A 25172-nucleotide genomic window follows, 5' to 3' on the forward strand; every position below is an offset into this window, starting at 1 on the left:
GTCCCTCCACTCGGTCCCCGGCGGTCGTCCCGGACGGGGTCAATGCTCTGCCACCATGACGACGTGGGCCAGCCGAAGATTCCCGTGATCGCCGTCGTCGGCCCCACCGCCTCCGGCAAGTCCGACGTCGGCGTCGCCCTCGCCCACCTGCTCGAGCAGACCACCGGCACCCCCGGCGAGGTCGTCAACGCCGATGCGCTGCAGTTCTACCGCGGCATGGACATCGGCACCGCGAAGATCACGCCGGCGGAGCGGCGCGGCGTGCCGCACCACCTGCTCGACGTCCTCGACGTCACCGAGACCGCCGAGGTCGCCGCCTTCCAGCAGTGGGCCCGGGACGCCTTCGACGACATCACCGGCCGCGGCCGCGTCCCCGTCCTGGTCGGGGGGTCGGGGCTGTACGTGCGCGCCGCCCTCGACGACCTGCGCTTCCCCGGCAAGGACCCCGCCGTCCGGGCCCGGCTCGAGGCCGAGCTCGAGCGCGTCGGCCCGCACGCCCTGCACGCCCGGCTGGCCGCCTCCGACCCCGAGGCCGCCGCGCGGATCCTGCCCGGCAACGGCCGCCGCATCGTGCGGGCGCTGGAGGTCGGCGAGATCACCGGCGCGCCCTTCGCGGCCGCCCTGCCCGAGCAGACGTACCTGCGCCCGACCCTGCAGGTCGGCCTCGCGGTGCCGCGCGACCAGCTCGTCGCCCGCATCGACGCCCGCGTGGAGCGGATGTGGGCCGCGGGCCTGGTCGAGGAGGTCCGCGCCCTGGAGGCCCGCGGCCTGCGCCGGGGGCTCACCGCCGGGCGCGCCCTGGGCTACGCCCAGGTGCTCGACGCCCTCGACGGCACCACCACCGAGGACGAGGCCCGCGAGCTCACCGCCCGGCTGACCCGCCGCTTCGCCCGCAAGCAGGAGTCCTGGTTCCGCCGCGACGAGCGCGTGCACTGGCTCGACGCCCCCGACGGCACCGGCGCCGAGGACCTCGCCCGCCGGGTCGTGGACCTGCTGCCCGTAGCATCGGCCGCGTGACCAGCGAGATCCCCTTCACCAAGGGCCACGGCACCGAGAACGACTTCGTGCTCGTCGCCGACCCCGACGGCTCCTGGTCACCGGACGCGCAGCTGGTCGCCGCGATCTGCGACCGTCGCGCCGGGATCGGCGCCGACGGGCTCATCCGCGCCGTCCGCACGGCCGCCGAGCCGGCCGCCGCCGCGCTGGCCGGCCAGGCCGAGTGGTTCATGGACTACCGCAACTCCGACGGCTCCGTCGCCGAGATGTGCGGCAACGGCGTCCGCGTCTTCGCCGAGTTCCTGCTGGACAGCGGCCTGCTGCCCGCCGAGGCCGGGGACGGCACGTGGTTCGGCGTCGCCACCCGTGCCGGTCTCAAGCGCCTGCGCCGCGAGCCCGACGGCTCCTGGACCGCCGACATGGGCCGCTGGTCGCTCACCGGCGGCGCCCGGGCCCTCGCCGACGGGTCCGACGCCCTCGTCCAGGTCCCCGGCCTCGACGGCGTCGCCCGCCCCGCGCTGTCCGTCGACCTCGGCAACCCGCACACCGTCGTCGCGCTGCCCGACGCCGCCGAGCTCGCCGCCGCCGACCTGGGCCGCGCCCCGCACGTCGAGCCCGTCCCGCCGCACGGCACGAACGTCGAGCTCGTCGTCCCCGTGGACGCCCTCGACCTCGACGGCAACGGCGACCTCGACATCGGCGACATCGCGATGCGCGTGCACGAGCGCGGCTCCGGGGAGACCCGCTCGTGCGGCACGGGCGCCTGCGCCGCGGCGCTCGCGACCCGCGCGTGGGCCGGCGAGGGCGCGCCGGGGGTCTGGCGGGTGCGGGTGCCCGGCGGCCGGCTCGTGGTCACCGTCGGGGCGGGCTCGTCGCTGTCGGAGGGGACCGTCTGGCTGTCCGGGCCCGCTCAGCTCGTCGCCCGCGGCGTCCTCATCCTCACCCCTGCCGCCTGACGGTCAGCACCCGGAAGCCGCCGGACGTCGTGGTCCGGCTCGTCGTGGTGCCCGGCAGCACCCCCGAGCCCAGCCACGTCTGCAGCGAGTCCGCGCCCAGGTTCTTCTGCACGACCAGGTGCGCCACCCCGCCGGGCGCCAGCCGCGGCAGCCAGCGCAGCAGCAGCTCGTGCAGCGCCGCCTTGCCGATGCGGATCGGGGGGTTCGACCAGATCTCGTCGAAGCGCAGGGCGGGGTCGACCTCGTCGGGCAGCGCGGCGCGCACGGTCGTCCCCAGGCGCGCGGCGTTGCGCCGCACCAGGTCCAGCGCGCGCTCGTTGACGTCGACCGCGTGGACCGCCTGCCGCGGGCGCAGCAGCGCCAGGGTCAGCGCGACGGGGCCCCAGCCGCAGCCGAGGTCGAGCACCGTGCCGGGCGCGTCGTCGGGCTCGACGAGCGGAAGCAGCACCGCGGTGCCCTTGTCGAGGCGGTCGCCGCTGAAGACGCCGCGGGCGGTGGTGACGGTGACCTCGCGACCGGCCAGCTCGACGGTCAGCTCGCGGCGCTCGTCGGCCGTGGCGGGCCGGGCGGAGAAGTAGTGCTCGGGCTCGGGCTGCGACACGACGGGCAAGCGTAGGGCGTGAAATGAACTCGCCCCCGCCGTGGTTGCACTGTCACGCTAGGCGCACACGACAGACCGACCGAGGAGGTCCATGAACCAGCGCCACGTTCCCGCGACGGAGCAGTCCGCGGGACCCACGAGCAGCGAGCGCGACCAGGAGTTCGACCGGGCCATCGCCCGCATCCTGCGCGGTCACGGGGAGAACGCGGCGCAGGAGGTGGGCGAGAACGACGATCCCGACGGTCACACCGCGTTCGACGGCGACCAGCTCGACCTCGCCGACCGTCGCGCGCTGCGCCGGGCCGCGGGGCTGTCCACCGAGCTCTCCGACGTCACCGAGGTCGAGTACCGCCAGCTGCGGCTCGAGCGGGTCGTCCTGGCCGGGGTGTGGTCCAGCGCCGACTCCAACCGCGCCGAGGCCGAGGTCTCGCTGCAGGAGCTGTCGGCCCTGGCCGCCACGGCCGGCTCGGACGTCCTCGCGGGCGTCCTGCAGCGCCGCACGACCCCGGACGTCGCGACCTACCTGGGGGCGGGCAAGGCGGCCGCCCTGGCCGACCTCGTGGCCGCCGAGGGCGCCGACACCGTCATCTGCGACGGGGAGCTGTCGGCATCCCAGCGCCGCGGGTTGGAGGACATCGTCAAGGTGAAGGTCGTCGACCGGACCGCCGTCATCCTCGACATCTTCGCCCAGCACGCCAAGAGCCGGGAGGGCAAGGCCCAGGTCGAGCTCGCCCAGCTGGAGTACCTGCTCCCGCGCCTGCGCGGGTGGGGTGAGTCGATGTCCCGGCAGGCCGGTGGCCGGGTCGCCGGCGGTGCGGGGATCGGTTCCCGCGGTCCCGGTGAGACGAAGATCGAGCTGGACCGCCGGCGCATCCGCAGCCGCATGGCCAAGCTGCGTCGCGAGATCAAGGGCATGGGCACCGCGCGGGTCGAGAAGCGCTCGCTGCGGCACGCCCGGGCCGTCCCGGCCGTCTCGATCGCCGGGTACACCAACGCGGGCAAGAGCTCGCTGCTCAACCGGCTCACCGGCGCCGGGGTCCTCGTCGAGAACGCCCTGTTCGCGACGCTGGACCCGACCGTCCGGCGGGCCCAGACGCCCGAGGGCCGGCCGTACACGCTGGCCGACACGGTCGGGTTCGTCCGCTCGCTGCCCCACCAGCTCGTCGAGGCGTTCCGCTCGACGCTGGAGGAGGTCGCCGAGTCCGACGTCGTCCTGCACGTCGTCGACGGGTCGCACCCCGACCCCGAGGGTCAGCTCGCCGCGGTGCGGGCCGTCCTGGCGGACGTGGACGCGCAGGGCGTCCCGGAGCTGGTGGCGATCAACAAGGCCGACATCGCCGACCCCGAGGTCCTCGACCGGCTCCTGCGCAGGGAGAAGAACGCGGTCGCCGTCTCGGCCCGCACCGGTCGCGGCGTGGAGGAGCTGCTCGCCCGCATCTCCGAGATGCTGCCCGTGCCCGACGTCGAGCTCGAGGTGGTCGTCCCCTACGACCACGGTGAGCTCGTCCACCGGGTGCACACGACCGGTCAGGTGCTGGACGAGGAGCACACCGCCGACGGCACGCGGCTGCTGGCCCGGGTCCGCCCGCGGCTGGCGGCCGAGCTGGAGCGGTACCGGCTCTCGCGCACCGCGTGACGTCCACGTCCACGGCGGGCTCCCGGCAGGGGACCCGCTGTGGACGGTGGACGGTCGTGTCGGTGCCGCGGGGGAGGATGGGCCGGTGAGCACGTCCACCGACCCCGCCCCCCACGACGTCGAGGACGAGGAGGTCGACGGCCCCGAGGCCGCCGGCCTCCTCGACGCCGTCGTCGACGCCCTCGGCGGCCAGCGCCGCGAGGGGCAGGCGCGGATGGCGCAGGCCGTCACCGACGCCATCCGCAGCCGCCGCCACCTGCTCGTGCAGGCCGGGACGGGCACGGGCAAGTCGATGGCCTACCTCGTCCCGGCGGTGGCGCACGCCGTGCACACCGACCACCGCGTCGTCGTCACGACGGCGACGCTGGCGCTGCAGGCCCAGGTCGTCGAGCGGGACCTGCCGCGCCTGGCCCGGGCCCTGGCCCCGGCGCTGCGCCGCGAACCCACCTGGGAGCTGCTCAAGGGCCGGGCGAACTACCTGTGCCGCAACAAGCTGGACGGCGGATTCCCCACCGACGAGGGCGCCCTGTTCGACATCGCCGCCCCCACCCTCACGACGGGCGCCGGCGGCGGGGACGCCGGCCGGCTGGGCCGCGAGGTGGTGCGGCTGCGCGAGTGGGCCGCGACCACCGAGACCGGCGACCGCGACGAGCTGGACCCCGGGGTCAGCGACCGTGCCTGGCGTCAGGTGTCCGTCTCGGCCCGCGAGTGCCTGGGCGCCCAGCGCTGCCCCGTCGCGGCCGAGTGCTTCTCCGAGCGGGTGCGGGCCCGGGCCCGCCAGGTCGACGTCGTCGTCACCAACCACGCCATGACCGCCATCGACGCCCTGGAGAACAGCGGCCTGCTGCTGCCCGAGCACGACGTGCTCGTCGTCGACGAGGCGCACGAGCTGGCCGACCGGGTGACGGCCGTGGCCACGGCCGAGCTGTCCGCCTCGGTGCTGCACACCGCCTCCCGGCGGCTGCGCCGCTCGGCCGGGATCGTCGCCGAGGCGCTCGACGACGCCGCGGTGGCCCTGGAGGCCGCGCTGGAGGAAGCCCCGCCGGGGCGGCTGGACCGGTGGCCGGACGCGCTGGCCGACGCGGTCGTCGCGGTGCGCGACGCCGCCCGGCAGGCCCTGAGCGACCTCAAGGACGCCGGGGAGTCCGCGGGCAAGGAGGAGGACCCCGAGTCGCGCGGGGCCCGGCACCTGGCCCGCGCCGCCGTCCAGGAGGTCTTCTCGGTCGCCGAGCGGCTGGCCGCGGACGTCGGCCGCGAGGCGCAGGACGGTCACGACGTGGCGTGGGTGACCGCCGGCTTCGGGGCGGCCTCGCGGCCCCCGTCCCTGCACATCGCACCGCTGTCGGTCGCCGGTCTGCTGCGGGAGCGGCTGTTCAGCGAGCGGACCGTGGTCGCCACGTCGGCGACCCTGACCCTGGGCGGGTCCTTCGACCCGGTCGCGGGCGCCTTCGGGCTCAAGGGCGCCAAGGGGGCGGGGACGGCCTGGACGGGCGTCGACGTCGGCAGCCCGTTCGACTACCCGCGGCAGGGCATCCTCTACGTCGCCCGGCACCTGCCCCCGCCGGGGCGGGCGGGATCGGGCGAGGCGGCGATGGACGAGCTCGCGGCGCTCGTGGAGGCCGCCGGCGGCCGCACGCTGGGGCTGTTCTCCTCCCGCCGGGCGGCCGAGGAGGCCGCGGAGGCGCTGCGGCGGCGGGTGTCGACGCCGGTGCTGTGCCAGGGCGACGACCGGCTGCCCAAGCTGGTCCGGGACTTCACCGACGACCCCGCCACGACGCTGGTCGGCACGATGTCGCTGTGGCAGGGCGTCGACGTGCCCGGGGCCAGCTGCTCGCTCGTGGTCATCGACCGCATCCCCTTCCCCCGGCCGGACGACCCGCTGATGTCGGCGCGGGCCCGGGCCGTGGACGCGGCCGGCGGCAACGGCTTCCTGACCGTCTCGGTCTCCCACGCGGCCGTGCGGCTGGCCCAGGGGGCGGGGCGGCTCATCCGGGCGGCGGAGGACAAGGGCGTCGTGGCGGTCCTGGACTCCCGACTGGCCACGGCCCGCTACGGCGGCTTCCTGCGGGAGTCGCTGCCGGACTTCTGGGCGACGACGTCGACCGGCACGGTGCTCGCGGCGTTGCGGCGGCTGAGCGGGTGACGTGCGCGACACCCGCTGGCGGTGGGGTGCGGGGGGCGTGGCATCCTCCCCCTGTGGCCACCGTCGGCTTCCTGCACACCGCGCACGCCCACGTGCGCACCTTCCGCGACCTGCTGGCCGAACGGGACGACACCGTCGAGGCCCGGCACCTCGTGGACACCGGCCTGCTCGCGACCGCACGGGCCCACGGGCCCGAGGCCGTGCGTCCGGCCCTGGGCGACCGGCTGCGCCGGCTGGTGGCCGAGGGGGCCGACGTCGTCGTCTGCACGTGCTCGACGGTGGGGCCGACGGCCGAGTCCGTCGGGGCGGAGCTGGGCCTGCGGGTGGTGCGGGTGGACCGCCCGATGGCCGAGGCGGCCGTGCTGGCCGGGCGGCGGGTCGCGGTGGTCAGCTCGCTGGACGAGGCGGCCGCCACGCTGCTCCCGCTGCTGCGGGAGTGCGCTGAGGAGACGGGCCGTCGCGTCGACTTCGTCCCGGTGCGGTGCACCGAGACGTGGTCGGCGTTCGAGTCCGGGGACCTGCTGACCTACACGACGGGGGTGGCCGACACCGTCCGCCGGGCGTTGCGGCCGCTGGACCCGCCGGTCGACGTGGTGGTGCTGGCCCAGGCCAGCATGGTCGACGCGGCGCCGTTGCTGCGCGACCTCAGCGTCCCGGTGCTCACCTCACCGCGGCTGGCGGTCGAGGCGGCCGTCGAGCTGGTGCTGCCGGTGCGCTGAGTCACAGGCTCCGCAGCACGGCGGTGACCCGGCCCAGGACGGTGGCCTCGTCCCCGTCGATCGGGTCGAACAGCGGGTTGCGGGGCAGCAGCTTGACGTGACCGTCCTTGCGCTGCAGGACCTTGACCGTCGCCTCCCCGTCGATCATGGCGGCCACGACGTCGCCGTTCTCGGCCGTCGGCTGCCGCCGCACGACGACCCAGTCGCCGTCGCAGATGGCCGCGTCGATCATCGACTCGCCCACGACGCGCAGCACGAAGTGCTCCCCGGCGCCGATCAGCTGCGACGGCAGCGGGAACACCTCCTCGACGAGCTGCTCGGCCAGGATGGGGCCCCCGGCGGCGATGCGGCCCACGAGGGGCACGTACGCGGGCGCCGGGCGGCTGTCGGCGGCCGTGCCGTCGACGCCGGCCACCAAGCCCCACCCCGAGCGCGGGGGCGGGGAGACGACCTCGAGGGTGCGGGGCCGGCGCGGGTCCTTGCGCAGGAACCCCAGCTTCTCGAGCGTCTTGACCTGGTGCGCGACGCTGGAGGGGCTGGTCAGGCCCACGGCCTGCCCGATCTCCCGCATGCTCGGCGGGTACCCGCGCTGGTCGACGCAGTCCTTGATGGCGTGCAGGACCCGGCGCTGCCGCTGGGTGAGCCCGTCGCGCGCCGGCGGCGGCCCGGGGAACTCGTGGACCGTCCCGAGCGCCTGCTCCGTCACGGGTCCGCTCTCGTCGGTGCCGTCCAGCACGTCGGCCACGTCCTTCTCCCTGTCCGATGGTCACCCGGGGCGCTGCGGGGTGCCGCGCGGCCGGTCGAGCCCGCCGACCGCCCGGTGGAGCCACGTTAGCCACCCGGCCCGCGGGCATCAAACACGTGTTCGAACCCGGCGTGTCGATCGCGGGTCTGGCCGGGCGCCGGGGGCCTGCCTAGGCTCGCGCCATGTGCCGGAACATCCGCCAGCTGCACAACTTCGAGCCGCCCGCCACGAGCGAGGAGGTGCGGGCGGCGGCCCTGCAGTACGTGCGCAAGGTCGCCGGGACGACGAAGCCCTCGGCGCGCAACCAGGAGGCGTTCGACCGCGCCGTCGCGGCCGTCGCCCACGCCACCGAGCACCTCCTGGGCGAGCTCGTCACCGCGGCCCCGCCGAAGGACCGCGAGGTCGAGGCGGCCCGGGCGCGGGAGCGGGCGGCCAGGCGGTACGCCTCCTGACCGGGGCCCGCGACGTCGTCGCAGCTCAGCGCGTCTGTCGGACGGCGGTGGCAGCGTCTGCCCGCGTCAGCCCCCGGTGCACCCGGGCGTCGGCCCCCTCGGTCGGCCCGCCCGGGACGCTCGCCGGGGGTTGCGCTCCACCGTTCGAACGGTGGTAGAACAGACGCGCCCGATCGAACACCCGTTCGATCGCGGCGACCCCGAGATGGAGGCCCACGCTCGTGAGCACCACCGCCCTCGCCCCGTCCTGCGAACCGTCCTCGCCGTTCCTGCCCCGCCCGACGCGCGCGGCGACGCGCCGCCCCCAGCGCGACCGGCGGCGCTCCCGCGCCGTCCACCGCCCGCACGCGGTCTCCGCGGGCGTGCGCCTGACCCGCCGCGGCCGCCTGCTCGTCACCTGCACCGCGGCCACCGCGCTCACCGGGGCGGTGGTGGCCGTGACCGGCGCCCTGACGGGGGCCGCCGCGGGGGTCGAGCGGGCCCCCGCGCCCGTCGTCGTCACGGTCCAGCCGGGTCAGACGCTGTCGGCCATCGCCTCCGGCTGGGCCCCCCGGGAGGACTGGCGCGAGGTCGCCGGGCGGATCGTCCAGCTCAACGAGATGCCGTCGATGACGGTCTGGGCGGGGCAGCGGCTCGTGATGCCGACCCGGGACTGAGACCGGTGGACACCCCGCGCGCGACCCCTGCGGTTGCCCGTCCTCCCCGTCCGGACGTACGGTCGAGCCTTGGCCAGACCTGTCGTTCGGTCGCGGGGGAGGAAGTCGGGGTGCACTGCCCGTTCTGCCGGCACGAGGATTCCCGTGTCGTGGACTCCCGCACGACGGACGACGGCAGCTCCATCCGTCGCCGTCGGCAGTGTCCCAACTGCTCGAAGCGGTTCACCACGGTCGAGACGGCCAGCCTGACGGTCCTGAAGCGGTCCGGTGCCCCTGAGCCCTTCAGCCGGGCCAAGATCGCGTCCGGCGTGCGCAAGGCGTGCCAGGGGCGCCCGGTGTCCGAGGACGACATCGCCCTGCTGGCCCACCGGGTCGAGGAGGCCGTCCGCGCTCAGGGCGCCGCCGAGATCGACGCCCACCAGGTCGGGCTGGCGACCCTGCCGTTCCTCCAGGAGCTCGACGAGGTCGCCTACCTGCGCTTCGCGTCGGTCTACCAGGCCTTCGACTCCCTCGCCGACTTCGAGAAGGCCATCGACCGCCTGCGCGCCGAGCGCGAAGCGGGCCTGGGCCCGCTGGGACGCTCCGGCGACCAGCCGGCCGTCGCCCGCGGCTGACCCTCGGTCGGTCCCCCTCCGGGTCCGGAGGATGATGGACGGATGCTCGATCCGGCCTCCCTGTACTCCTACGAGGGTGAGCGGCCGTCCCTGGTGGAACCGCCGCTCGTCATCGCCCTGTCGGGCTTCATCGACGCCGGCAACGCCGTCCGGCAGACCGTCGACCACCTGCTGCAGACCTGCCGCAACGAGGTCGTCGCCTCGTTCGACGTCGACCAGCTGCACGACTACCGGGCCCGGCGGCCCACGATGACCTTCGGCGGGCAGGACTGGGTGGAGTACGAACCGCCCCGGCTGCAGGTCCACCGCGTCTCCGACGAGGACGGCTCCTCGCTCCTGCTGCTGTCCGGTCCCGAACCGGACGTCCAGTGGGAGCGCTTCAGCGCGGCCGTGTGGCGCCTGGTCGACGAGCTCGGCGTCGGCCTGGTCACGGTGCTGTCGGCGGCCCCCACGGCCGTCCCGCACACCCGCCCCGGCGGGGTCACCGCCAGCGCCACCCGTCCCGAGCTGCTGGAGGGCTTCCGCACCTGGGACCTGGAGGCGCAGGTGCCCGGCCACGCCTCGGCGCTGGTCCACCTGCGCGGCGGCCAGGCCGGCCGCGACGTCGTGTCGGTGCTGGCCCACGTGCCGCACTACCTCGCCGGCAGCGACTACCCCGACGCCGCGGCCGTCCTGGTGCGCACGCTGTCCGGCATGACCGGGGTCGCGGTGCCGGTGCAGTCGCTGCAGGAGGCGGCCTCGGTCACGCGCGTCGAGGTGGACCGGCAGGTCGCGGAGTCGCCCGAGGCCGCCGCGGTCGTGACCGCCCTGGAGGAGCAGTACGACGCCTCCGGCGACGAGGGGCGCGGCACCGGCGCCGCCAGCGCCTTCCTGCCCACCGCCGACGAGCTGGGGGAGGAGTTCGAGCGCTTCCTGGCCAAGCACGAGGAGGACCCCGGCCCCGAGTGAGCCGGACCGGTGGGGCGGCCGCGGTCAGGCGGACGCGGTCGCCCCGTCGGTGCCGACGCTGCCCCCGGCCGCCCCGGACAGGTGGTGCAGCAGGGCGAGGGCGTAGGCGTCGGAGGCCTCCGCCGCCTCGAAGGCGTCGGCGCCCCGCTCGTCCAGCAGCAGCACGCGGTAGACCGACCCCTCGGGCACGTCGCGCCGCTCCAGGCGCGTGAACCGGTCCCCGAGCAGGTCGCGCAGCTGGTGCTCGGCCGGGAGCCAGCACGCCTCGGGGCGGTCCACCGAGTCCAGGGCCCACTCGGTCGTGCCGTTGAAGCCGATGAACTGGCCCGTGGGGTGGTCGTGGACCTCGACGGTCATGTCCGAGAGCGTGAAGACGTCCGAGTCCATGTCCCGGTGGGGGATCACGAACCGGTCGCCCGAGGTGGGCTCCCACGGCAGACCGGCGTCCCGGAGGCGGAGGGCGAGATCGACGGAGATCACCCGACCCAGCATGGACCCCCCGGCGCGGGGCGTCTCGCCGGGAGCCTCGTGGTGCCGGGAGCGCCGCGACACGGTAGGAACGTCCACCATGGACGACAGCTCCCTCGACCTCGACGCCGCCCGCGAGCGGCTGACCACCATGCAGCGCGACCTGCGGGCCACGATCGACGACCTCACCGCCCGCCTGGAGGCCGGGAGCACCCCCGACGCCGCTGAGGGCGGCCAGGACGCCGGTGACCTCGGCGCGCACGAGCAGCAGGCCGCCGAGAACGAGGGGCTCCTCGAGGGCGCCCGCCGGCGGCTGGACAGCGTGCAGGACGCCCTGAAGCGGCTGGACGCCGGGACCTACGGCATCTCGGTCGTCTCCGGCCGGCCCATCCCGGCCGAGCGGCTCGAGGCGCTGCCGGACGCGGCCACCCTGGCCGGCGAGAAGCTCTGAGCGCCCCGGCCTGACCCGACCCCCGGGCGGTCAGGCCAGGACCACCGCGCCGAGGTGGTCGTCGGCGGGCAGGACGCCGTCGGTCACCGCGCGCACCGACAGGTGGGTCAGCGCGACCTCCCCCGTCGTGGTGAGGAACGCGGTGTCGGCGGCGTCCCGGCCCGCGGCGATGCGCAGCAGCGCCGGGCGGGGGGCGAGGCCGGTGGCGTCCACGACCTCCCACCGGCCCTGCGGGGCGGCTTCGACGACGGCGTGGAAGTCGTCGGTGGGCAGGCCCGGCGCGTAGGCGGCCGCGACCCGGGCCGGGACGTCGAGCGCGCGCAGCAGCGCCGCCGTCAGGTGCGCGAAGTCCCGGCACACCCCGCGCCGGTCCAGGAGGGTCTCCAGGGCGCCGTCGGTCGGCAGGCTGGACCCGCTGACGTACCCCGTCCGCGCGCCGACCCAGGCGGCCACGGCCCGCGGCAGGTCCGCGCGCGGCACCCGCCCGAACTCGGCCGCCGCGGTCCGCGTGAGGCGGTCGGACGGGCAGAACCGGCTGGGCCGGGTGAACTCCCACCGCTCGCTGGCGCGCAGCCCGTCGTCGACCGCGGCGGGGTCGGTCGTGGCGGTGGCCCGGTAGACGACGGTCGTGGCCCCGGCGGGCGCGGTGAACTCGTGCAGCCGGCCGCCGTCGGGCAGCTGCACCTCGCGGACCGGCACGGCGCCCGTGGACCCGGTGACCGCGAGCGCCTCGGACCGCACCTGCACGCCCGGGCGGCGGGCGAGCGCGACGACCAGGCCCGCGCCCAGGGGGCGTGCGGCCTCGAACCGCAGCTCGGTCCGGACCGTGGTGCTCAGGGGACGCACCCGCGCGATCCTGCCCCAGGCGCCCGCGGGGTGCGCGCCGGTGCCGCCGTGCCTACGGTCGGTGGATGCGCATCGTCATCGCCGGGGGCCACGGGAAGATCGCTCTGCTGCTGGGGGAGCTGGCCGCGCGACGGGGCGACGACGTGGTCGGTCTGGTCCGCGACCCCGCGCAGGTGCCGGACCTGCGGGCGGTGGGCGTGCGGGGCGTCGTGCGCGACCTGGAGGGCTCGCAGGTCGCCGACGTGGCGGCCGACCTGGCGGGCGCCGACGCCGTCGTCTTCGCCGCCGGGGCCGGCCCGGGCAGCGGTGCGGCCCGCAAGGACCTCGTGGACCGCGCCGCGGCGGTGCTCCTGGCCGACGCGGCCCAGCGCGCCGGCGTCGGCGCCTACCTGCTCGTCTCGTCCATCGGCGTGGACTCCGTGCGCGACGGCGCCGTCCCCGACGGGGTCGACGAGGTGTTCCTGGCGTACCTGCGGGCGAAGCTGGCGGCGGAGGAGGACCTGCTCGCGCGCGAGGGGCTGCGGGTGTGCGTGCTGCGGCCGGCGGGGCTGACGGACGAGCCGGGCACGGGGCGGGTGCGGCTGGCCGCGGCCGTGGACGCCGGGCGCGTCCCCCGGGCCGACGTGGCCGCGGTGCTGCTGGGGCTGCTGGACCGGCTCGTGGCGGGCCCCGTGCCCGCACCGGTGCTGGGGCTGTGCTCGGGGGAGGAGCCGGTCGCGGACGCCGTGGCGGGGGTCTGAGGGAACCTGCTGCGGCGCAGCGGTTCCCGCGGTCCTGTCGGCACCGCGGGGCGAGGACGTGCCCACCCGTGCCCGACCTGGGCGCCCGGTGCGGGAGACTGGGGGCCCGACCGCGTCGCTGAGCTGGAGGAACACCGTGTCCGCCCCCGACCTCGCCCCCGCCCCCGCCGGGCGTGCGCTCCTGCTGGAGAACATCCACGCCGATGCCCGGACGCTGCTGTCCGAGGCCGGTTGGGAGGTCGAGACCACCTCCGGGGCGCTCGACGAGACCGAGCTGCTCGAACGCCTGCCCGGGGTGTCGCTGCTGGGCATCCGCTCGCAGACCCAGGTCACCGCGAAGGTGCTCGACAACGCGCCCGACCTGCGGGCCGTGGGCGCCTTTTGCATCGGCACCAACCAGATCGACCTGTTCGCCGCCGCCACGGCCGGGGTCGCGGTGTTCAACGCCCCGTACAGCAACACCCGCAGCGTCGTCGAGCTCGCCCTGGCCGAGATCATCGCCCTGACCCGCCGCCTGACGGTCAAGGACCAGGCGATGCACGCGGGGGTGTGGGACAAGTCCGCCGCGGGCTCGCACGAGGTCCGCGGCCGCCGGCTGGGGATCATCGGCTACGGCAACATCGGCTCGCAGCTGTCGGTCGTGGCCGAGGCCCTCGGCATGAGCGTCTTCTTCTACGACCGCACCGACAAGCTCGCCCTCGGCAACGCCCGCCGCTGCGGCAGCCTGCACGAGGTGCTGGAGATCGCCGACGTCGTCACGCTGCACGTCGACGGCCGCAGCAGCAACTCCGGCTTCTTCGGCGAGGAGGAGTTCGCCCGCATGCGGCCGGGCTCCATCTTCCTGAACCTCTCCCGCGGGTTCGTCGTCGACCACGTCGCGCTGCGCAAGCACATCGAGAGCGGCCACATCGCGGGTGCGGCGATCGACGTGTTCCCCACCGAGCCCAAGGGGTCGGGGCACGCCTTCGAGTCCGAGCTGCGCGGCCTGCCGAACGTCATCCTCACCCCGCACGTCGGCGGGTCGACCGAGGAGGCGCAGGAGGACATCGGCCGGTTCGTCGCCGCGAAGCTGCGCGACTACGCCCTGCACGGCGCGACGACGCTGTCGGTGAACCTGCCGGCCCTGGGGACCGAGGCGACGCCCGGCACGGTCCGCCTCGCGCACCTGCACCGCAACGTGCCGGGGGTGCTGGCGGCCATCAACTCGGTCCTGGCCGAGGCCGGGGTGAACATCGAGAGCCAGCAGCTGGCGACCCGCGGCGACCTGGGCTACGTGGTCACCGACATCGCCGCGCACGCCTCCGACGAGGTCGGCCGGCGGTTGCGGGAGCTGCCCGAGACGGTCCGCGTGCGCCAGCTGGGCTGACCCGGCCGTGGTGCACGTCGTCCTGCTGTCCGACACGCACCTGCCGACGCGGGCGAAGGACCTGCCCGCGCCGGTGTGGGCGGCGGTCGAGGCGGCCGACGTCGTGCTCCACGCGGGGGACTGGTGCGACGCGGCGACGGTGCTCGCCCTGCGCGGGCGCACCGCCCGCCTCGTCGGCGTCGCGGGCAACAACGACGGCGCGGACGTGCGCGAGCACCTGCCGGGCTTCGCGGCGCTGACCCTCGAGGGGGTCCGCTTCGGACTCGTCCACGAGACCGGTGACCGCCGCGGCCGGGAACGGCGGTGCGACGCCGCCTACGCCGACGCGCACGACGTGCTCGTGTTCGGGCACAGCCACGTCCCGTGGGACACCACGACGCCGCGGGGGCTGCGGCTGCTGAACCCGGGGTCCCCGACGGACCGGCGGCGTCAGCCGACCGGGACCTGGATGGAGCTCGACGTCCACGACGGCGAGCTCTCACCCGTCGTGCTGCACGCCGTCCCGGTGAGGTCGCCGGCTCAGAGGTAGATGTCGACCCGGCCGGCGGGGTGCAGCGGGTCGGCGGGCCCGACCTCGACCCCCTCGCGCGGGGTGGGGCGCCGGACCACCATCGCCGGGCGGCGTCGGCGCTCGCGGTCGGCGGTGGAGCCGACGGGGGCGGGGGCAGGCGTGGTGACGGCCTGCGAGGTCCAGGAGACGCTCTCGAGGCTGATCATGCCCTCCCATCGACCGTCACGGTGCGTGGTTGAGCCCGGCGTCCGGGTTCACCCGTTCGGCCCACCCGCTGACGCTGCGCCCCGGTCCGCCCAGGCGCGGGCCAGCAGTTCGTGGGAGCGCACCCGCTCGGCGGGGTCGTGCACGTCGGTCACGACCATCAGCTCGTCGGCGCCGGTGCGCTCGACCAGGCCGGCCAGCCGCGGCACCACCTCCCCGGCCGTCCCGGACACCAGCGGCGGGAGCCGGCCGGCGGTGTTCCGCTCGGCGAGCGTCCACCGGTGCGCGGCGGCCTCCTCGGGGGTCGGCAGCGGGGCGGGGGCGCCCAGCCGCGAGCGCACCGCGGCCAGCCTGGCGGCGTGCGCCAGCTCGGCGGCCCGCTCGGCGCGCTCGGCGACCACGACCGCCACGGTGAGCACCGCGTGCGGGGCGGAGCGGCCGAGGCCGGGCCGCGGCGAGGGGGTGAACCCCTGCCGGTACCTGCCCAGCACGTCCGCGGGGTCGAGGGCGCCGAAGTGCCCGGCGTAGGCGAACCCCGTCCCGAGGGCCGCCGCCAGCTGCGCCCCGTGGTCGCTGGACCCCAGCAGCCACACCGGCGGCAGCGGCACGTCGGTGGGCGTCGCGGCGATCCCGGCGAGCGGGTGACCGGGCGCGAAGCCCGCGACGTGACCGTGCAGGTCGGCCAGCTGCTCGCCGAACTCCCGTCCCGGGGTGCGGACCAGGGCGCGCGCGGTGCGGCCGTCGGCGCCGGCCGCCCGTCCCAGCCCCAGGTCGATCCGGCCGGGGTGCAGCGCCTCCAGCGCCCGGAACGTCTCGGCCACCTGCAGCGGGGAGTGCAGCGGCAGCATGATCCCGCCGGCGCCGACCCGCAGCGTCGTGGTGACCGCGGCGATCGAGGCGATGAGGACCGCCGGCGCCGAGACGACGGCGGGGGAGCCGTGGTGCTCGGCGACCCAGTACCGGTGGTAGCCGAGCCCTTCGACGGCCCGGGCGAGGTCGACGGTGCGGCGCAGGGCCGTCGAGGCCGGGCTGCCGGTGGTGACGGGGGACAGGTCCAGGACGGACAGCGGGACGCTCACGCCGTGCCGAACCCGGCGGGCCGGTGCGGTGTTCCGCTCGACGCGCGCACCGGACCCGGATCGAGCACCCTGGGACCATGAGCAGGACGACCCAGCGTGACGACCTGTCGGTGCACCGGCACGGCGCGCACGGCGAGAACGCCGAGTCCCCGACGCAGATCCCGGCCAAGGGCTGGTTCGCCGTCACCAAGCGGGCGTGGGCGGAGGCCAAGGACGACCAGGTGCCGCTGCTGGCGGCCGGGGTCGCGTTCAAGGCCTTCCTCGCGATCTTCCCGGCGCTGACGGCGGCGTTCCTCATCTGGGGGATCTTCGGGGACCCCAGCCAGATCACGAGCCAGATCAACGGCATCAGCGCGATCCCCCAGGAGGCGCGCGACCTGGTGACGACCCAGGTGGAGAACGTCTCGGCGCAGAAGTCCACCGCGGGGATCACCGCGGTCGTGGCGATCCTGCTGGCGCTGTGGAGCGCTTCCAGCGGCGTCGAGAACCTCATGGCCGCGACGAACATCGCCTACGACGAGAAGGAGTCGCGCGGGTTCGTCAAGCGCAAGGGCACCGCGTTCCTGCTGACGATCGGCGCGATCGTCTTCATGCTGCTGGCCATCGCCTTCATCGGCGTGGCCCCGGTGCTGGTCAACGCCCTCGGTGCCAGCGGAGCGGTGAGCCTCGTGGTCAACGTGCTGCGCTGGGTGCTCCTGCTGGGACTGGTCCTGGTGGCGCTGGCCGTCGTCTACCGCCTCGCCCCCGACCGCGACGCCCCGCGGGCGAAGTGGGTGTCGGTGGGTGCGGCGGTCGCGACGGTCCTGTGGCTGGTCGTGTCGGCCGGGTTCTCGATCTACGTCTCGACGGCCGGGCAGTCGTCCTACGCCAAGAACTACGGGGCGATGGCCGGGGTGGTGGTCCTGCTCATGTGGCTGTGGCTGACCAGCTACGCCATCCTGCTCGGCGCCGAGGTCAACGCCGAGTCGGAGAAGCAGACCGACCGGGACACCACCGTGGGTCCCGAGCAGCCGATGGGCGAGCGCGACGCGGTGGCCGCCGACCGCAAGCCCGACGCCCGATGACGAGAGGAGCCGACGTGCCCGAGGAGAAGAGCAGCGCCCAGGAGCACCTGGAGGAGTCGAAGGAGCTCGCCGCGCAGGCGCGCCAGGGGTGGGAGGACCTGCCCGAGAGCGAGGAGGCCGACGACGCGGGCGTCCGGGGCGAGCAGGGGCACCAGGCGCCGGCGGACTGACCCGGCGGCCGTCCGCCGTCCCCCGGGACGGCGGGCGGCCGGAGCACTTTCGGGCCCGTGGCACGATGACCCCGTGAGGGACACCGGTCGTACGCCGTCGACGCGCAGCGCCCGGCGGTGACGGGGCTCCTCACCGGTCTGGCGGTCGTCGCCACCGTCGTCGCCGTCGGGTACCTGGTCGGCCGCACCGGCGTCCTGGGCCCCTCCGGCCAGACCGTCGTCTCCCGGCTGGTGTTCTTCGTCGGGACCCCGGCCCTGCTCCTGCAGACGCTCGCCGAGGCCGACGTGCACGTCCTGTTCTCCGAGCAGCTGGTGGCGGCGAGCGCGGGGGTGCTGTGCTCGGTCCTGGTGTGGCTGGTGGTGGCCGGGCGGTGGCTGCGGCTGTCCCGCGAGGACCTCGTCGTGGGTGGCCTCGCCGGCTCGTTCGTGAACGCGGCCAACATCGGCCTGCCGATCGCCGCCTACGTGCTCGGCGACGTGACGGCCGTCCTGCCGGCGATGCTGCTGCAGATGGTCGTGCTCACCCCGGTCGCGCTGGGGATCCTCGACGTGACCCGCCACTCCGGCGGCCCGGGGCGGGCGGCGGCGGTGCGGCGCGCGCTGGCCCCCCTGGTGAACCCGATCCTGCTGGCCAGCGTCGTGGGGGTCGTGCTGTCGGCCTCGGGGTGGCGGCTGCCGACCGCCGTCGCCCAGCCGCTGGACCTGCTGGCGGGGCTGGCGATCCCCGGTGCGCTCCTGGCGTTCGGGATCTCCCTGCACGGCGGCAGCGCGGCGGGCTGGCGCTCGGGTGAGGTGCTGCTGGCCACCGGGATCAAGGCGTTCCTGCAGCCCGCGGCTACCTTCGCCGTGGCGCGGTGGGTCCTGCGGATGGACGACCCCGCCGTGCACGCCGCGACGGTCGTCGCGGCCCTGCCCACGGCGCAGAACGTGTTCACCTACGCCGTCCGGTACGGGGTGGCCCGCGACCTGGCCCGGGACACCGTGCTCCTGACGACGGTCCTGTTCGGCCCGGTGATCGTGCTGATCAGCGTCGTCCTCGGCTGAGCGAGCGGTGCCCCGCGCCGTGGCCGGGCCCTACCGCCCCCCGCCGAGCTTGCGGGAGCGCTGCGCCGACCCCGGGCCGCCGTAGGGGTAGTCGGCGGGTTCGGGGTCGCTGGCCTCGTCGAGGGCGGCGAGCTCGGCGGCCTCGAGCTCGAGGTCGGCGGCTCCGAGGTTCTCGGTGAGCTGCGCCGTCGTGCGCGCCCCGAGGATCACCGAGCTCACCGCCGGCTGGGCGCACAGCCAGGCCAGCGCGACCTGGGCCATCGTGACCCCGCGCTCCTCGGCGACGCGCTGCACGGCGTCCACGACGGCCCAGGTGCGGGCGGCGGCGTTGCGCCGCGCGTACGCCTCCACGCCGCGCTCGGGGTTCTCGCCCAGGCGGGTGGCGCCGGTCGGGGTGGTGTCGCGGGTGTACTTGCCCGACAGCCAGCCGCCGCCGAGCGGGGACCAGGGCAGCAGGCCCAGGCCGTTCTCCTCGGCGGCCGGCACGATCTCCCACTCGATCTCGCGGACCAGCAGGTTGTACTGCGGCTGCAGGGTCACCGGCGGGGAGAAGCCCCCGGCGTCGGCGACGTCGACGGCCTTCTGCAGCTGCCAGCCGGTGAAGTTGGACAGCCCGACGTGGTGCACCTTCCCGGCGCGCACGAAGGAGTCCAGCGTCGCCAGGGTCTCCTCGATCGGCGTCCACGGGTCCCAGGCGTGCACCTGGTACAAGTCGACCGCCTCGACGCCGAGGCGGCGCAGCGAGGCGTCGAGGGCGCGGGTGAGGTGGCGGCGCGAGAGCCCCACGCCGTTGGGTTCGCCGGAGGTGGGGAACCGGCCCTTGGTGGCCAGCACCACCCGTTCGGTCACGTCGGTGGGCCGGTCGGCCAGCCAGGCGCCGATGATCTCCTCCGACACCCCGCCGGAGTAGACGTCCGCGGTGTCCACGAGCGTCCCGCCGGCGGCGAGGAACGTGTCGAGCTGCTCGAAGGCGACGTCGCGGTCGCTCTCGGCGCCGAAGGTCATGGTGCCGAGCGCGAGGTTCGACACCGAGGTGCCGCTGCTTCCCAGGGTCCTGTGCTCCATGCCGTGATCCTGCCCCCGGCCGGGGCCCGCCACCTCCCGACTCCCGACCGGCACCCGTCGTGCGCGCTGCGGGCTTCGGCCGGCCCGGGGGGAGGAGGACTCGTGCGGCCCGCCGACGAGGTCGTCCTCGTCACCGCCGTCGCGTTCCCGGCCTCCGAGGACGCCGGCCCGGGTCAGCGGTCACACGGGTCCCCGTCGACGGCGGGTACCTGGCCGTCCGACCGCGCTGCTGACAGCATCGGGCCGTGCTGACGCAGCCACCGGCCGGTCCCGAGGTGTTCGACGTCCACGTCCGGGGGACGGTGTTCCTCGACATCGTCCTGACCGGGCTGGACGACGAGCCGCGGCTCGGGACGGAGGTGTGGACGTCGGGGATGGGCTCGTGCCCCGGCGGCATCGCGAACATGGCCGTCGCCGCGGCCCGGCTGGGGCTGGCCACGTCGCTGTCGGCCGCGTTCAGCACCGACGCCTACGGCCGGTTCTGCTGGCAGACCCTCGGGGAGCAGGAGGGCGTCGACCTGTCGACGTCGTACCGCGTCGACGACTGGCACTCCCCGGTCACCGTTTCCCTGGCCTACGGCGGGGACCGGGCGATGGTCACCCACGAGCACCCCGCGCCGGTCGACGAGCCCGAGCACGTCCCGGCCGCCCGCAGCGCGCTCGTGCACCTGGCCGCGGTCCCGCAGCCGTGGGTGCTGCGGGCCCGCGAGCAGGGGGCCCTGGTGTTCGCCGACGTCGGCTGGGACTCCTCGACGCAGTGGAACCCCGACGTGCTGGCCGGCCTGGAGCACTGCCACGCCTTCCTGCCCAACCACGTCGAGGCCATGCGGTACACCCGGACCGACTCCGCGGAGGCGGCGGTGGCCGCGCTGGCCGAGCGGGTGCAGGTGGCCGTGGTGACGCGCGGGCCCGACGGCGCCGTCGCGGTCGACGCCGGGACGGGGGAGCGGGCCGAGGTCCCGGGGCTGCGGCTGGAGGCGCTCGACGCCACCGGGGCCGGGGACGTGTTCGGGGCGGGGTTCCTGGCCGGGACCCTGGCCGGCTGGTCGCTGGCGGACCGGCTGTCGTTCGCCAACCTCTGCGCGGGCCTGTCGGTGCAGCAGTTCGGCGGCTCGCTGTCGGCGCCGGGCTGGGGCGACATCGCCGACTGGTGGTCCCACCTGCGGCTGGGTCCGCGGACCTCGGCGACCTCGCAGTTGGTGCGGCAGTACGGGTTCCTGGACGCGGTCCTGCGCGACCACCCGCCCACGCGGGTGGCGGTGCGCCGCGCGACGGCGACGCTGGCGGTCGGCAACGACCTGCCGACGGGCCCCCGGCCGTCCTTCTAGGTCTGCGGCTGCGCCGCGCGCGGGAGGCGGCGATGATCGCCCGATGAGCGTCCAGCGACCCGGAGCAGCCGAGTTCGTCCCGGCGGGGGCGGACCTGACGGGGTTGCGCGAGGCCGCCGCCGCCTGCCGGGGGTGCGAGCTGTGGGAGCCGGCGACCCAGGTGGTGTTCTCCGCGGGCGCGCCGTCGGGGCGGCTCGCGCTCGTGGGGGAGCAGCCCGGCGACCAGGAGGACCGGCGCGGGGTCCCGTTCGTCGGGCCGGCCGGCCGGCTGCTGCAGCGGGCCGTCGCCGAGGCGGGGATCGACGTCTCGACCACGTACGTGACGAACGCCGTCAAGCATTTCCGCTTCACGCAGGAGGCGCCGGGCAAGCGGCGGATCCACGCCACGCCCGACGCGGGGCACGTCACGGCGTGCCGTCCGTGGCTGGCGGCCGAGCTGGCCGTCGTGGACCCCGAGGTCGTCGTGTGCCTGGGGGCGACCGCGGCGAAGGCGCTGCTGCCGAAGGACTTCCGCGTGACCAAGCACCGCGGTCAGCTCCTGCGGCTGAACACCACCAAGGGGGAGAAGACGTTCCTGGGGACGATCCACCCCTCGGCGGTGCTGCGCGTGCCCGAGGCCGACCGGGACGCCGCCTACGCCGGGCTGGTGGCCGACCTGCGCACCGCGGCGGCCGCCTTGTCCTGACATGCGGCTACCATAGATGCATCATGGACGCCTCAGCCTCCGAACGGGTCCACGCCCACGTCAAGCAGCGCATCCTCGACCGGACCCTCCCCGGCGGGCAGCTGATCACCGAGGGGGAGATCGCCGAGGCCGTCGGCGTCTCGCGCACCCCCGTCCGCGAGGGGCTGCTGCGCCTGGAGGCCGAGGGGCTCGTCCGGCTCCTGCCCAAACGCGGCGCCCTCGTCGTCCCCGTCTCCCCGGCCGAGGTCGACGACGTCCTGGAGGCCCGCGAACTCGTGGAGGTCCACGCCGCCGGCCGGGCGTGGGCCGGGCGCACCGAGCTCGCCCACCGCCTCCAGCCCCACCTGCTCGCCATGGAGCGCGCCGCCCGCGCTCAGGACACCTGGGCCTTCACCTGCGCCGACCGCGCCTTCCACGCCGAGGTCGTCCGCGCCGCCGGCAACGAGGTCCTCGCGGCCCTCTACGACTCCCTGCGCGACCGCCAGACGCGGATGGGCGTGGCGAACCTCGCCGGGTCCACCGACCGCGCGGCGCGCGCCCTGGCCGACCACCGGGCCCAGCGCGAGGCCCTCCTGGGTGACGACGAGCAGGCCTGGGTCGACCTCGTGCGCACCCACGTGCGGACCGCCGCCGACCGGCTGCGGGCGGTGCGCCCGTGACCGCCGTCGCCGCCGCCCGCGAGCGGGCCGCGAAGGGGGCCTGGGTCGTCTTCGCCGTCGGCGCCCTGGCCTACGTCGTCACCGTCGCCAACCGCACCTCCCTGGCCGCGGCCGGCCTCGACGCCCAGCACCGCTACGGCATCAGCGCCGGGACGTTGTCCAGCTTCGCCGTCCTGCAGTTCCTCGTCTACGCCGCGCTGCAGGTCCCCGTCGGCGTCCTCATCGACCGGTGGGGGCCGCGCCGCCTCGTCGTCCTCGGCGCCGCGACCATGGGTGCGGGGCAGCTCGTGCTGGCCTTCAGCACCCAGACCTGGCAGGCCGTGCTGGCCCGCGTCCTGGTCGGCGCCGGCGACGCGGCGACCTTCGTCAGCGTCCTGCGCGTCACGACGAACTGGTTCCCGCCGCAGCGGGTGCCGGTGATGACCCAGCTCGTCGGCCTCTTCGGCCAGCTCGGCCAGGTGTTCAGCTTCGTGCCGCTGGTCGCCCTGCTGCACGGACCCGGCTGGACCCCCGCCTACGCCGGGATCGGCGCGTTCTCGCTGCTGGCCACGGCGCTGTCGGTCATCGTCCTGCGCGACGTGCCGCCGGGCCGGGAGAACCCGCGCGTCACCAAGCCGCTGCGCGAGGTCGGCGGGGACCTGCGGGCGGCGCTGCGCCACCCCGGGACGCGGCTGGGCCTGTGGTCGCACTGGGCCACGCCGTTCTCCGGCAACGCCTTCGCGACGCTGTGGGGGTTCCCGTTCCTCGTCTCCGGCCAGGGGCTGAGCGCCGGGACCGCCAGCGCGCTGTTGACCCTCTACACCGTCACCGCCGCCGGCACCGGCCCGCTGTTCGGCACCTTCGTGGCCCGGCACCCGCTGCGCCGCTCCTGGCTGGTGCTGGCGATCGTGGGCGCGCAGGCCGTCGTGTGGGCCGTCGTGCTGCTGTGGTCCGGTCCCGCGCCGCTGGCGCTGCTGGCCCTGCTGGTCGTCGTCGCCGCGACCGGCGTCCCCGGCTCCCTCGTCGGCTTCGACTACGCCCGCACCTCCAACCCGGCCCACCGCCTCGGCGGCGCCACCGGGATGACCAACGTCATGGGGTTCGCCGCCTCCGTCGTGCTCATCCTGCTCGTCGGGGTGCTCCTGGACGTCCAGGGCGCCGGGACCCCCGCCACGTACTCCCTGGAGGCGTTCCGGGTCGCGTTCGCGCTGCAGTACCCGCTGTGGGCCGTCGGGGTCGCCGGCATCCTCGTCAGCCGCCGCCAGACCCGGGCCCTGATGGCCCGCGACGGCGTCGTCGTCCCCCGCGTGCGCGACGTCCTGCGCGAGCGACGGGCCGGGGGCGTGGTTCACGCGCCGGTGCCGGCACGGCATGATGCGGCGGGTGACCGATGAGAAGCAGAAGGCGCAGATCGGCGTGACCGGTCTGGCGGTGATGGGCCGCAACCTGGCTCGCAACATCGCCCGGCACGGCTACGTGACCGCCGTCCACAACCGTACCGACGCCAAGACCAAGGCGCTGATCGAGGAGTTCGGCGACGAGGGCACCTTCGTCCCCGGGTACACCGCCGAGGAGTTCGTCGACTCCCTGGAGTCGCCGCGCACGATCATCATCATGGTCAAGGCCGGCGGCCCCACCGACGCCGTGATCGACGAGCTGGCCCCGCTGCTGTCCGAGGGCGACATCCTCGTCGACGGCGGCAACGCCCACTTCCTCGACACCCGCCGCCGCGAGGCCGCGCTGCGCGCCCGGGGCATCCACTTCGCCGGCGTCGGCGTCTCCGGCGGTGAGGAGGGCGCCCTGCTGGGCCCCTCGATCATGCCCGGCGGCTCCGAGCACGCCTACGCCAAGCTGGGCCCGATCCTGGCCGACATCGCCGTGTCCGTCGACGGCACCCCGTGCTCGACGCACGTCGGCCCCGACGGCGCGGGCCACTTCGTGAAGATGGTCCACAACGGCATCGAGTACGCCGACATGCAGCTCATCGCCGAGGCGTACGACCTGCTGCGCCACGGCCTGGGGCGCACCCCCAAGCAGCTCGCCGAGATCTTCACGACCTGGAACTCCGGGGACCTGGAGAGCTTCCTCATCGAGATCACCGCGCGGGTCCTGGACAAGGACGACCCCACGCAGGAGGGCGTCGCACTGGTCGACGTCATCCTCGACGAGGCCGAGCAGAAGGGCACCGGCCGCTGGACGGTGCAGACCGCCCTGGACCTGGGCACCCCCGTCTCCGGCATCGCCGAGGCCGTCTTCGCCCGCGCCCTGTCCGGCCACGGCGCCCAGCGCAAGGCCGCCCAGCCGGTGCTGCCCGGCCCGGCCGCCGGCGCCGAGGGCTCGGGCGGGTTCGTCGCCGAGGCCGACGCCGACGCGTTCGTCGACGACGTCCGCGCCGCGCTGTACGCCTCCAAGGTCGTCGCCTACGCGCAGGGCTTCGACATGATCCGCGCCGGCTCGGTCGAGTACGGCTGGGGCATCGACCCCGGCGCGATGGCGACCATCTGGCGCGGCGGCTGCATCATCCGGGCCAAGTTCCTGGACCGGATCAAGGACGCCTACGCCAAGAACCCCGAGCTGCCCTCGCTGCTGCTCGACCCGTACTTCGCCGACGCCGTGACCAAGGGCCAGGAGGCGTGGCGCCGGGTCGTGGTGCACTCGGTGAACGCCGGGATCCCCGCCCCCGGCTTCTCCTCCTCGCTGGCCTACTACGACGGGCTGCGCCGCGAGCGCTCCTCGGCCGCGCTGGTCCAGGGGCTGCGCGACCTGTTCGGGGCGCACACCTACAAGCGCGTCGACCGCGACGGCTCGTTCCACGTCGAGTGGACCGGGGACGGGGCCGAGTCCCGCTCCTGACCCGCTGACGAACGCCGACGGCGGTGGGGCCGCCCCGGGGGCCCCCCCGCGGGGGGGGCCGGGGGGCCCCCCCGCGGGGCGGGGGGGGGGGGGGGGGGCGGGCGCCCGCCGGCCCCCGCGGCGCCCCCGCGGCAGGCGCTGCACCTGGTGACCGAGCTGGCCGTGGCGGCGGGTGCGGCCGGTCCGCTGCTGCT

Annotated in this window: 28 protein-coding genes; 21 read left to right on the top strand and 7 right to left on the bottom strand. The window is 75.7% G+C overall.

The annotated features are described in order from the left end of the window. Positions 1–42: 42 nt before the first annotated feature. Entirely contained in the window at positions 43–1017 is a 975-nt protein-coding gene (gene miaA / locus ACRYRX_RS17995; RefSeq protein WP_432514017.1) for a tRNA (adenosine(37)-N6)-dimethylallyltransferase MiaA, read from the top strand. Further along, a complete protein-coding gene (gene dapF, locus ACRYRX_RS18000; RefSeq protein WP_432514019.1) occupies positions 1014–1952 on the top strand; it encodes a diaminopimelate epimerase in 939 nt (312 codons plus the stop codon). The genes miaA and dapF overlap by 4 nt, the downstream gene beginning before the upstream one ends. Here dapF and ACRYRX_RS18005 read toward each other — a convergent pair. Beyond that, positions 1936–2553: a class I SAM-dependent methyltransferase gene (locus tag ACRYRX_RS18005; protein ID WP_432514021.1), complete on the bottom strand. Its 618-nt coding sequence runs from the start codon at positions 2551–2553 to the stop codon at positions 1936–1938. The two genes, dapF and ACRYRX_RS18005, sit on opposite strands and share 17 nt — an antisense overlap. A 91-nt stretch (positions 2554–2644) precedes the next feature. Between ACRYRX_RS18005 and hflX the strand changes: the two genes are divergently transcribed. The 3 genes from hflX to ACRYRX_RS18020 all read left to right on the top strand — a co-directional run bounded on the left by hflX (position 2645) and on the right by ACRYRX_RS18020 (position 7051). Then, positions 2645–4189: a GTPase HflX gene (gene hflX, locus ACRYRX_RS18010; RefSeq protein ID WP_432514023.1), complete on the top strand. Its 1545-nt coding sequence runs from the start codon at positions 2645–2647 to the stop codon at positions 4187–4189. Between the two features lie 85 nt (positions 4190–4274). Next, complete coding sequence (locus tag ACRYRX_RS18015; RefSeq protein ID WP_432514024.1) at positions 4275–6332, top strand: ATP-dependent DNA helicase; 2058 nt, start codon at positions 4275–4277, stop codon at positions 6330–6332. A 53-nt stretch (positions 6333–6385) separates the two neighbouring features. Next, the gene (locus ACRYRX_RS18020; protein WP_432514025.1) at positions 6386–7051 is read left to right on the top strand and encodes an aspartate/glutamate racemase family protein; all 666 of its coding nucleotides are present in this window, start codon (positions 6386–6388) and stop codon (positions 7049–7051) included. Position 7052: 1 nt separating this feature from the next. Here the strand turns inward: ACRYRX_RS18020 and lexA are convergent, their stop codons facing one another. Next, positions 7053–7796, bottom strand: coding sequence for a transcriptional repressor LexA (lexA, locus tag ACRYRX_RS18025; protein WP_432514027.1), 744 nt, complete (start codon positions 7794–7796; stop codon positions 7053–7055). Positions 7797–7978: 182 nt separating this feature from the next. On the opposite strand from lexA, the gene ACRYRX_RS18030 reads away from it, so the two are divergent. The 4 genes from ACRYRX_RS18030 to ACRYRX_RS18045 all read left to right on the top strand — a co-directional run bounded on the left by ACRYRX_RS18030 (position 7979) and on the right by ACRYRX_RS18045 (position 10466). Continuing rightward, the gene (locus tag ACRYRX_RS18030) at positions 7979–8248 is read left to right on the top strand and encodes a DUF2277 domain-containing protein (RefSeq protein WP_432514029.1); all 270 of its coding nucleotides are present in this window, start codon (positions 7979–7981) and stop codon (positions 8246–8248) included. A 221-nt stretch (positions 8249–8469) separates the two neighbouring features. Beyond that, complete coding sequence (locus tag ACRYRX_RS18035) at positions 8470–8904, top strand: LysM peptidoglycan-binding domain-containing protein (protein ID WP_432514031.1); 435 nt, start codon at positions 8470–8472, stop codon at positions 8902–8904. Between the two features lie 110 nt (positions 8905–9014). Beyond that, positions 9015–9518 (top strand): transcriptional regulator NrdR, encoded by a 504-nt coding sequence (gene nrdR / locus ACRYRX_RS18040; RefSeq protein ID WP_432514032.1) that lies wholly within the window; start codon positions 9015–9017, stop codon positions 9516–9518. A gap of 42 nt (positions 9519–9560) precedes the next feature. Next, on the top strand, positions 9561–10466 hold the full coding sequence (locus ACRYRX_RS18045; protein WP_432514034.1) for a proteasome assembly chaperone family protein: 906 nt from the start codon (positions 9561–9563) through the stop codon (positions 10464–10466). 24 nt (positions 10467–10490) lie between these two features. Here the strand turns inward: ACRYRX_RS18045 and ACRYRX_RS18050 are convergent, their stop codons facing one another. Beyond that, positions 10491–10946: a pilus assembly protein CpaE gene (locus tag ACRYRX_RS18050; protein ID WP_432514037.1), complete on the bottom strand. Its 456-nt coding sequence runs from the start codon at positions 10944–10946 to the stop codon at positions 10491–10493. A gap of 88 nt (positions 10947–11034) precedes the next feature. Between ACRYRX_RS18050 and ACRYRX_RS18055 the strand changes: the two genes are divergently transcribed. Then, complete coding sequence (locus ACRYRX_RS18055; RefSeq protein ID WP_432514039.1) at positions 11035–11385, top strand: TraR/DksA family transcriptional regulator; 351 nt, start codon at positions 11035–11037, stop codon at positions 11383–11385. A 30-nt stretch (positions 11386–11415) separates the two neighbouring features. Here ACRYRX_RS18055 and ACRYRX_RS18060 read toward each other — a convergent pair whose 3' ends face one another. After that, on the bottom strand, positions 11416–12231 hold the full coding sequence (locus ACRYRX_RS18060; RefSeq protein ID WP_432514042.1) for a transglutaminase-like domain-containing protein: 816 nt from the start codon (positions 12229–12231) through the stop codon (positions 11416–11418). Positions 12232–12296: 65 nt separating this feature from the next. Between ACRYRX_RS18060 and ACRYRX_RS18065 the strand changes: the two genes are divergently transcribed. The 3 genes from ACRYRX_RS18065 (at position 12297) to ACRYRX_RS18075 (ending at position 14866) form a co-directional block, all read left to right on the top strand. Continuing rightward, positions 12297–12971, top strand: coding sequence for an NAD(P)-binding oxidoreductase (locus tag ACRYRX_RS18065; RefSeq protein ID WP_432514044.1), 675 nt, complete (start codon positions 12297–12299; stop codon positions 12969–12971). Positions 12972–13107: 136 nt separating this feature from the next. Then, positions 13108–14337: a phosphoglycerate dehydrogenase gene (gene serA, locus ACRYRX_RS18070; protein WP_432514046.1), complete on the top strand. Its 1230-nt coding sequence runs from the start codon at positions 13108–13110 to the stop codon at positions 14335–14337. Positions 14338–14347: 10 nt separating this feature from the next. Further along, positions 14348–14866 carry a metallophosphoesterase family protein gene (locus ACRYRX_RS18075; protein WP_432514073.1) on the top strand — a complete coding sequence of 173 codons (519 nt, stop codon included), beginning with the start codon at positions 14348–14350 and terminating at the stop codon, positions 14864–14866. On the opposite strand, the gene ACRYRX_RS18080 is transcribed toward ACRYRX_RS18075, so the two are convergent. After that, complete coding sequence (locus ACRYRX_RS18080) at positions 14857–15054, bottom strand: hypothetical protein (protein ID WP_432514048.1); 198 nt, start codon at positions 15052–15054, stop codon at positions 14857–14859. The two genes, ACRYRX_RS18075 and ACRYRX_RS18080, sit on opposite strands and share 10 nt — an antisense overlap. A gap of 48 nt (positions 15055–15102) precedes the next feature. Then, on the bottom strand, positions 15103–16131 hold the full coding sequence (locus ACRYRX_RS18085; protein WP_432514050.1) for an LLM class flavin-dependent oxidoreductase: 1029 nt from the start codon (positions 16129–16131) through the stop codon (positions 15103–15105). Between the two features lie 77 nt (positions 16132–16208). Between ACRYRX_RS18085 and ACRYRX_RS18090 the strand changes: the two genes are divergently transcribed. The 3 genes from ACRYRX_RS18090 (at position 16209) to ACRYRX_RS18100 (ending at position 18409) form a co-directional block, all read left to right on the top strand. After that, positions 16209–17195, top strand: coding sequence for a YihY/virulence factor BrkB family protein (locus ACRYRX_RS18090; protein ID WP_432514052.1), 987 nt, complete (start codon positions 16209–16211; stop codon positions 17193–17195). A gap of 14 nt (positions 17196–17209) precedes the next feature. Further along, the gene (locus ACRYRX_RS18095) at positions 17210–17365 is read left to right on the top strand and encodes a hypothetical protein (RefSeq protein ID WP_432514053.1); all 156 of its coding nucleotides are present in this window, start codon (positions 17210–17212) and stop codon (positions 17363–17365) included. A gap of 117 nt (positions 17366–17482) precedes the next feature. Beyond that, the gene (locus ACRYRX_RS18100; RefSeq protein ID WP_432514055.1) at positions 17483–18409 is read left to right on the top strand and encodes an AEC family transporter; all 927 of its coding nucleotides are present in this window, start codon (positions 17483–17485) and stop codon (positions 18407–18409) included. Positions 18410–18439: 30 nt separating this feature from the next. On the opposite strand, the gene ACRYRX_RS18105 is transcribed toward ACRYRX_RS18100, so the two are convergent. Further along, complete coding sequence (locus tag ACRYRX_RS18105) at positions 18440–19474, bottom strand: aldo/keto reductase (RefSeq protein WP_432514057.1); 1035 nt, start codon at positions 19472–19474, stop codon at positions 18440–18442. A 245-nt stretch (positions 19475–19719) separates the two neighbouring features. On the opposite strand from ACRYRX_RS18105, the gene ACRYRX_RS18110 reads away from it, so the two are divergent. Genes ACRYRX_RS18110 through gndA form a run of 5 tightly spaced genes read left to right on the top strand, consistent with a single transcriptional unit; the run spans position 19720 to position 24978 of the window. Continuing rightward, positions 19720–20802: a carbohydrate kinase family protein gene (locus tag ACRYRX_RS18110; RefSeq protein ID WP_432514059.1), complete on the top strand. Its 1083-nt coding sequence runs from the start codon at positions 19720–19722 to the stop codon at positions 20800–20802. Between the two features lie 43 nt (positions 20803–20845). Next, positions 20846–21487 carry a UdgX family uracil-DNA binding protein gene (locus ACRYRX_RS18115; RefSeq protein WP_432514060.1) on the top strand — a complete coding sequence of 214 codons (642 nt, stop codon included), beginning with the start codon at positions 20846–20848 and terminating at the stop codon, positions 21485–21487. Between the two features lie 23 nt (positions 21488–21510). Next, positions 21511–22146, top strand: a complete 636-nt coding sequence (locus ACRYRX_RS18120; protein ID WP_432514063.1) for a GntR family transcriptional regulator — start codon at positions 21511–21513, stop codon at positions 22144–22146. Further along, complete coding sequence (locus ACRYRX_RS18125; protein WP_432514065.1) at positions 22143–23519, top strand: MFS transporter; 1377 nt, start codon at positions 22143–22145, stop codon at positions 23517–23519. The genes ACRYRX_RS18120 and ACRYRX_RS18125 overlap by 4 nt, the downstream gene beginning before the upstream one ends. Next, positions 23500–24978 (top strand): NADP-dependent phosphogluconate dehydrogenase, encoded by a 1479-nt coding sequence (gndA, locus tag ACRYRX_RS18130; RefSeq protein WP_432514075.1) that lies wholly within the window; start codon positions 23500–23502, stop codon positions 24976–24978. The genes ACRYRX_RS18125 and gndA overlap by 20 nt, the downstream gene beginning before the upstream one ends. The last annotated feature ends 194 nt before the right edge of the window (positions 24979–25172 follow it).

It is taken from the genome of Kineococcus lubricus (assembly GCF_050871965.1).
In the GTDB taxonomy this organism is placed as follows: domain Bacteria; phylum Actinomycetota; class Actinomycetes; order Actinomycetales; family Kineococcaceae; genus Kineococcus.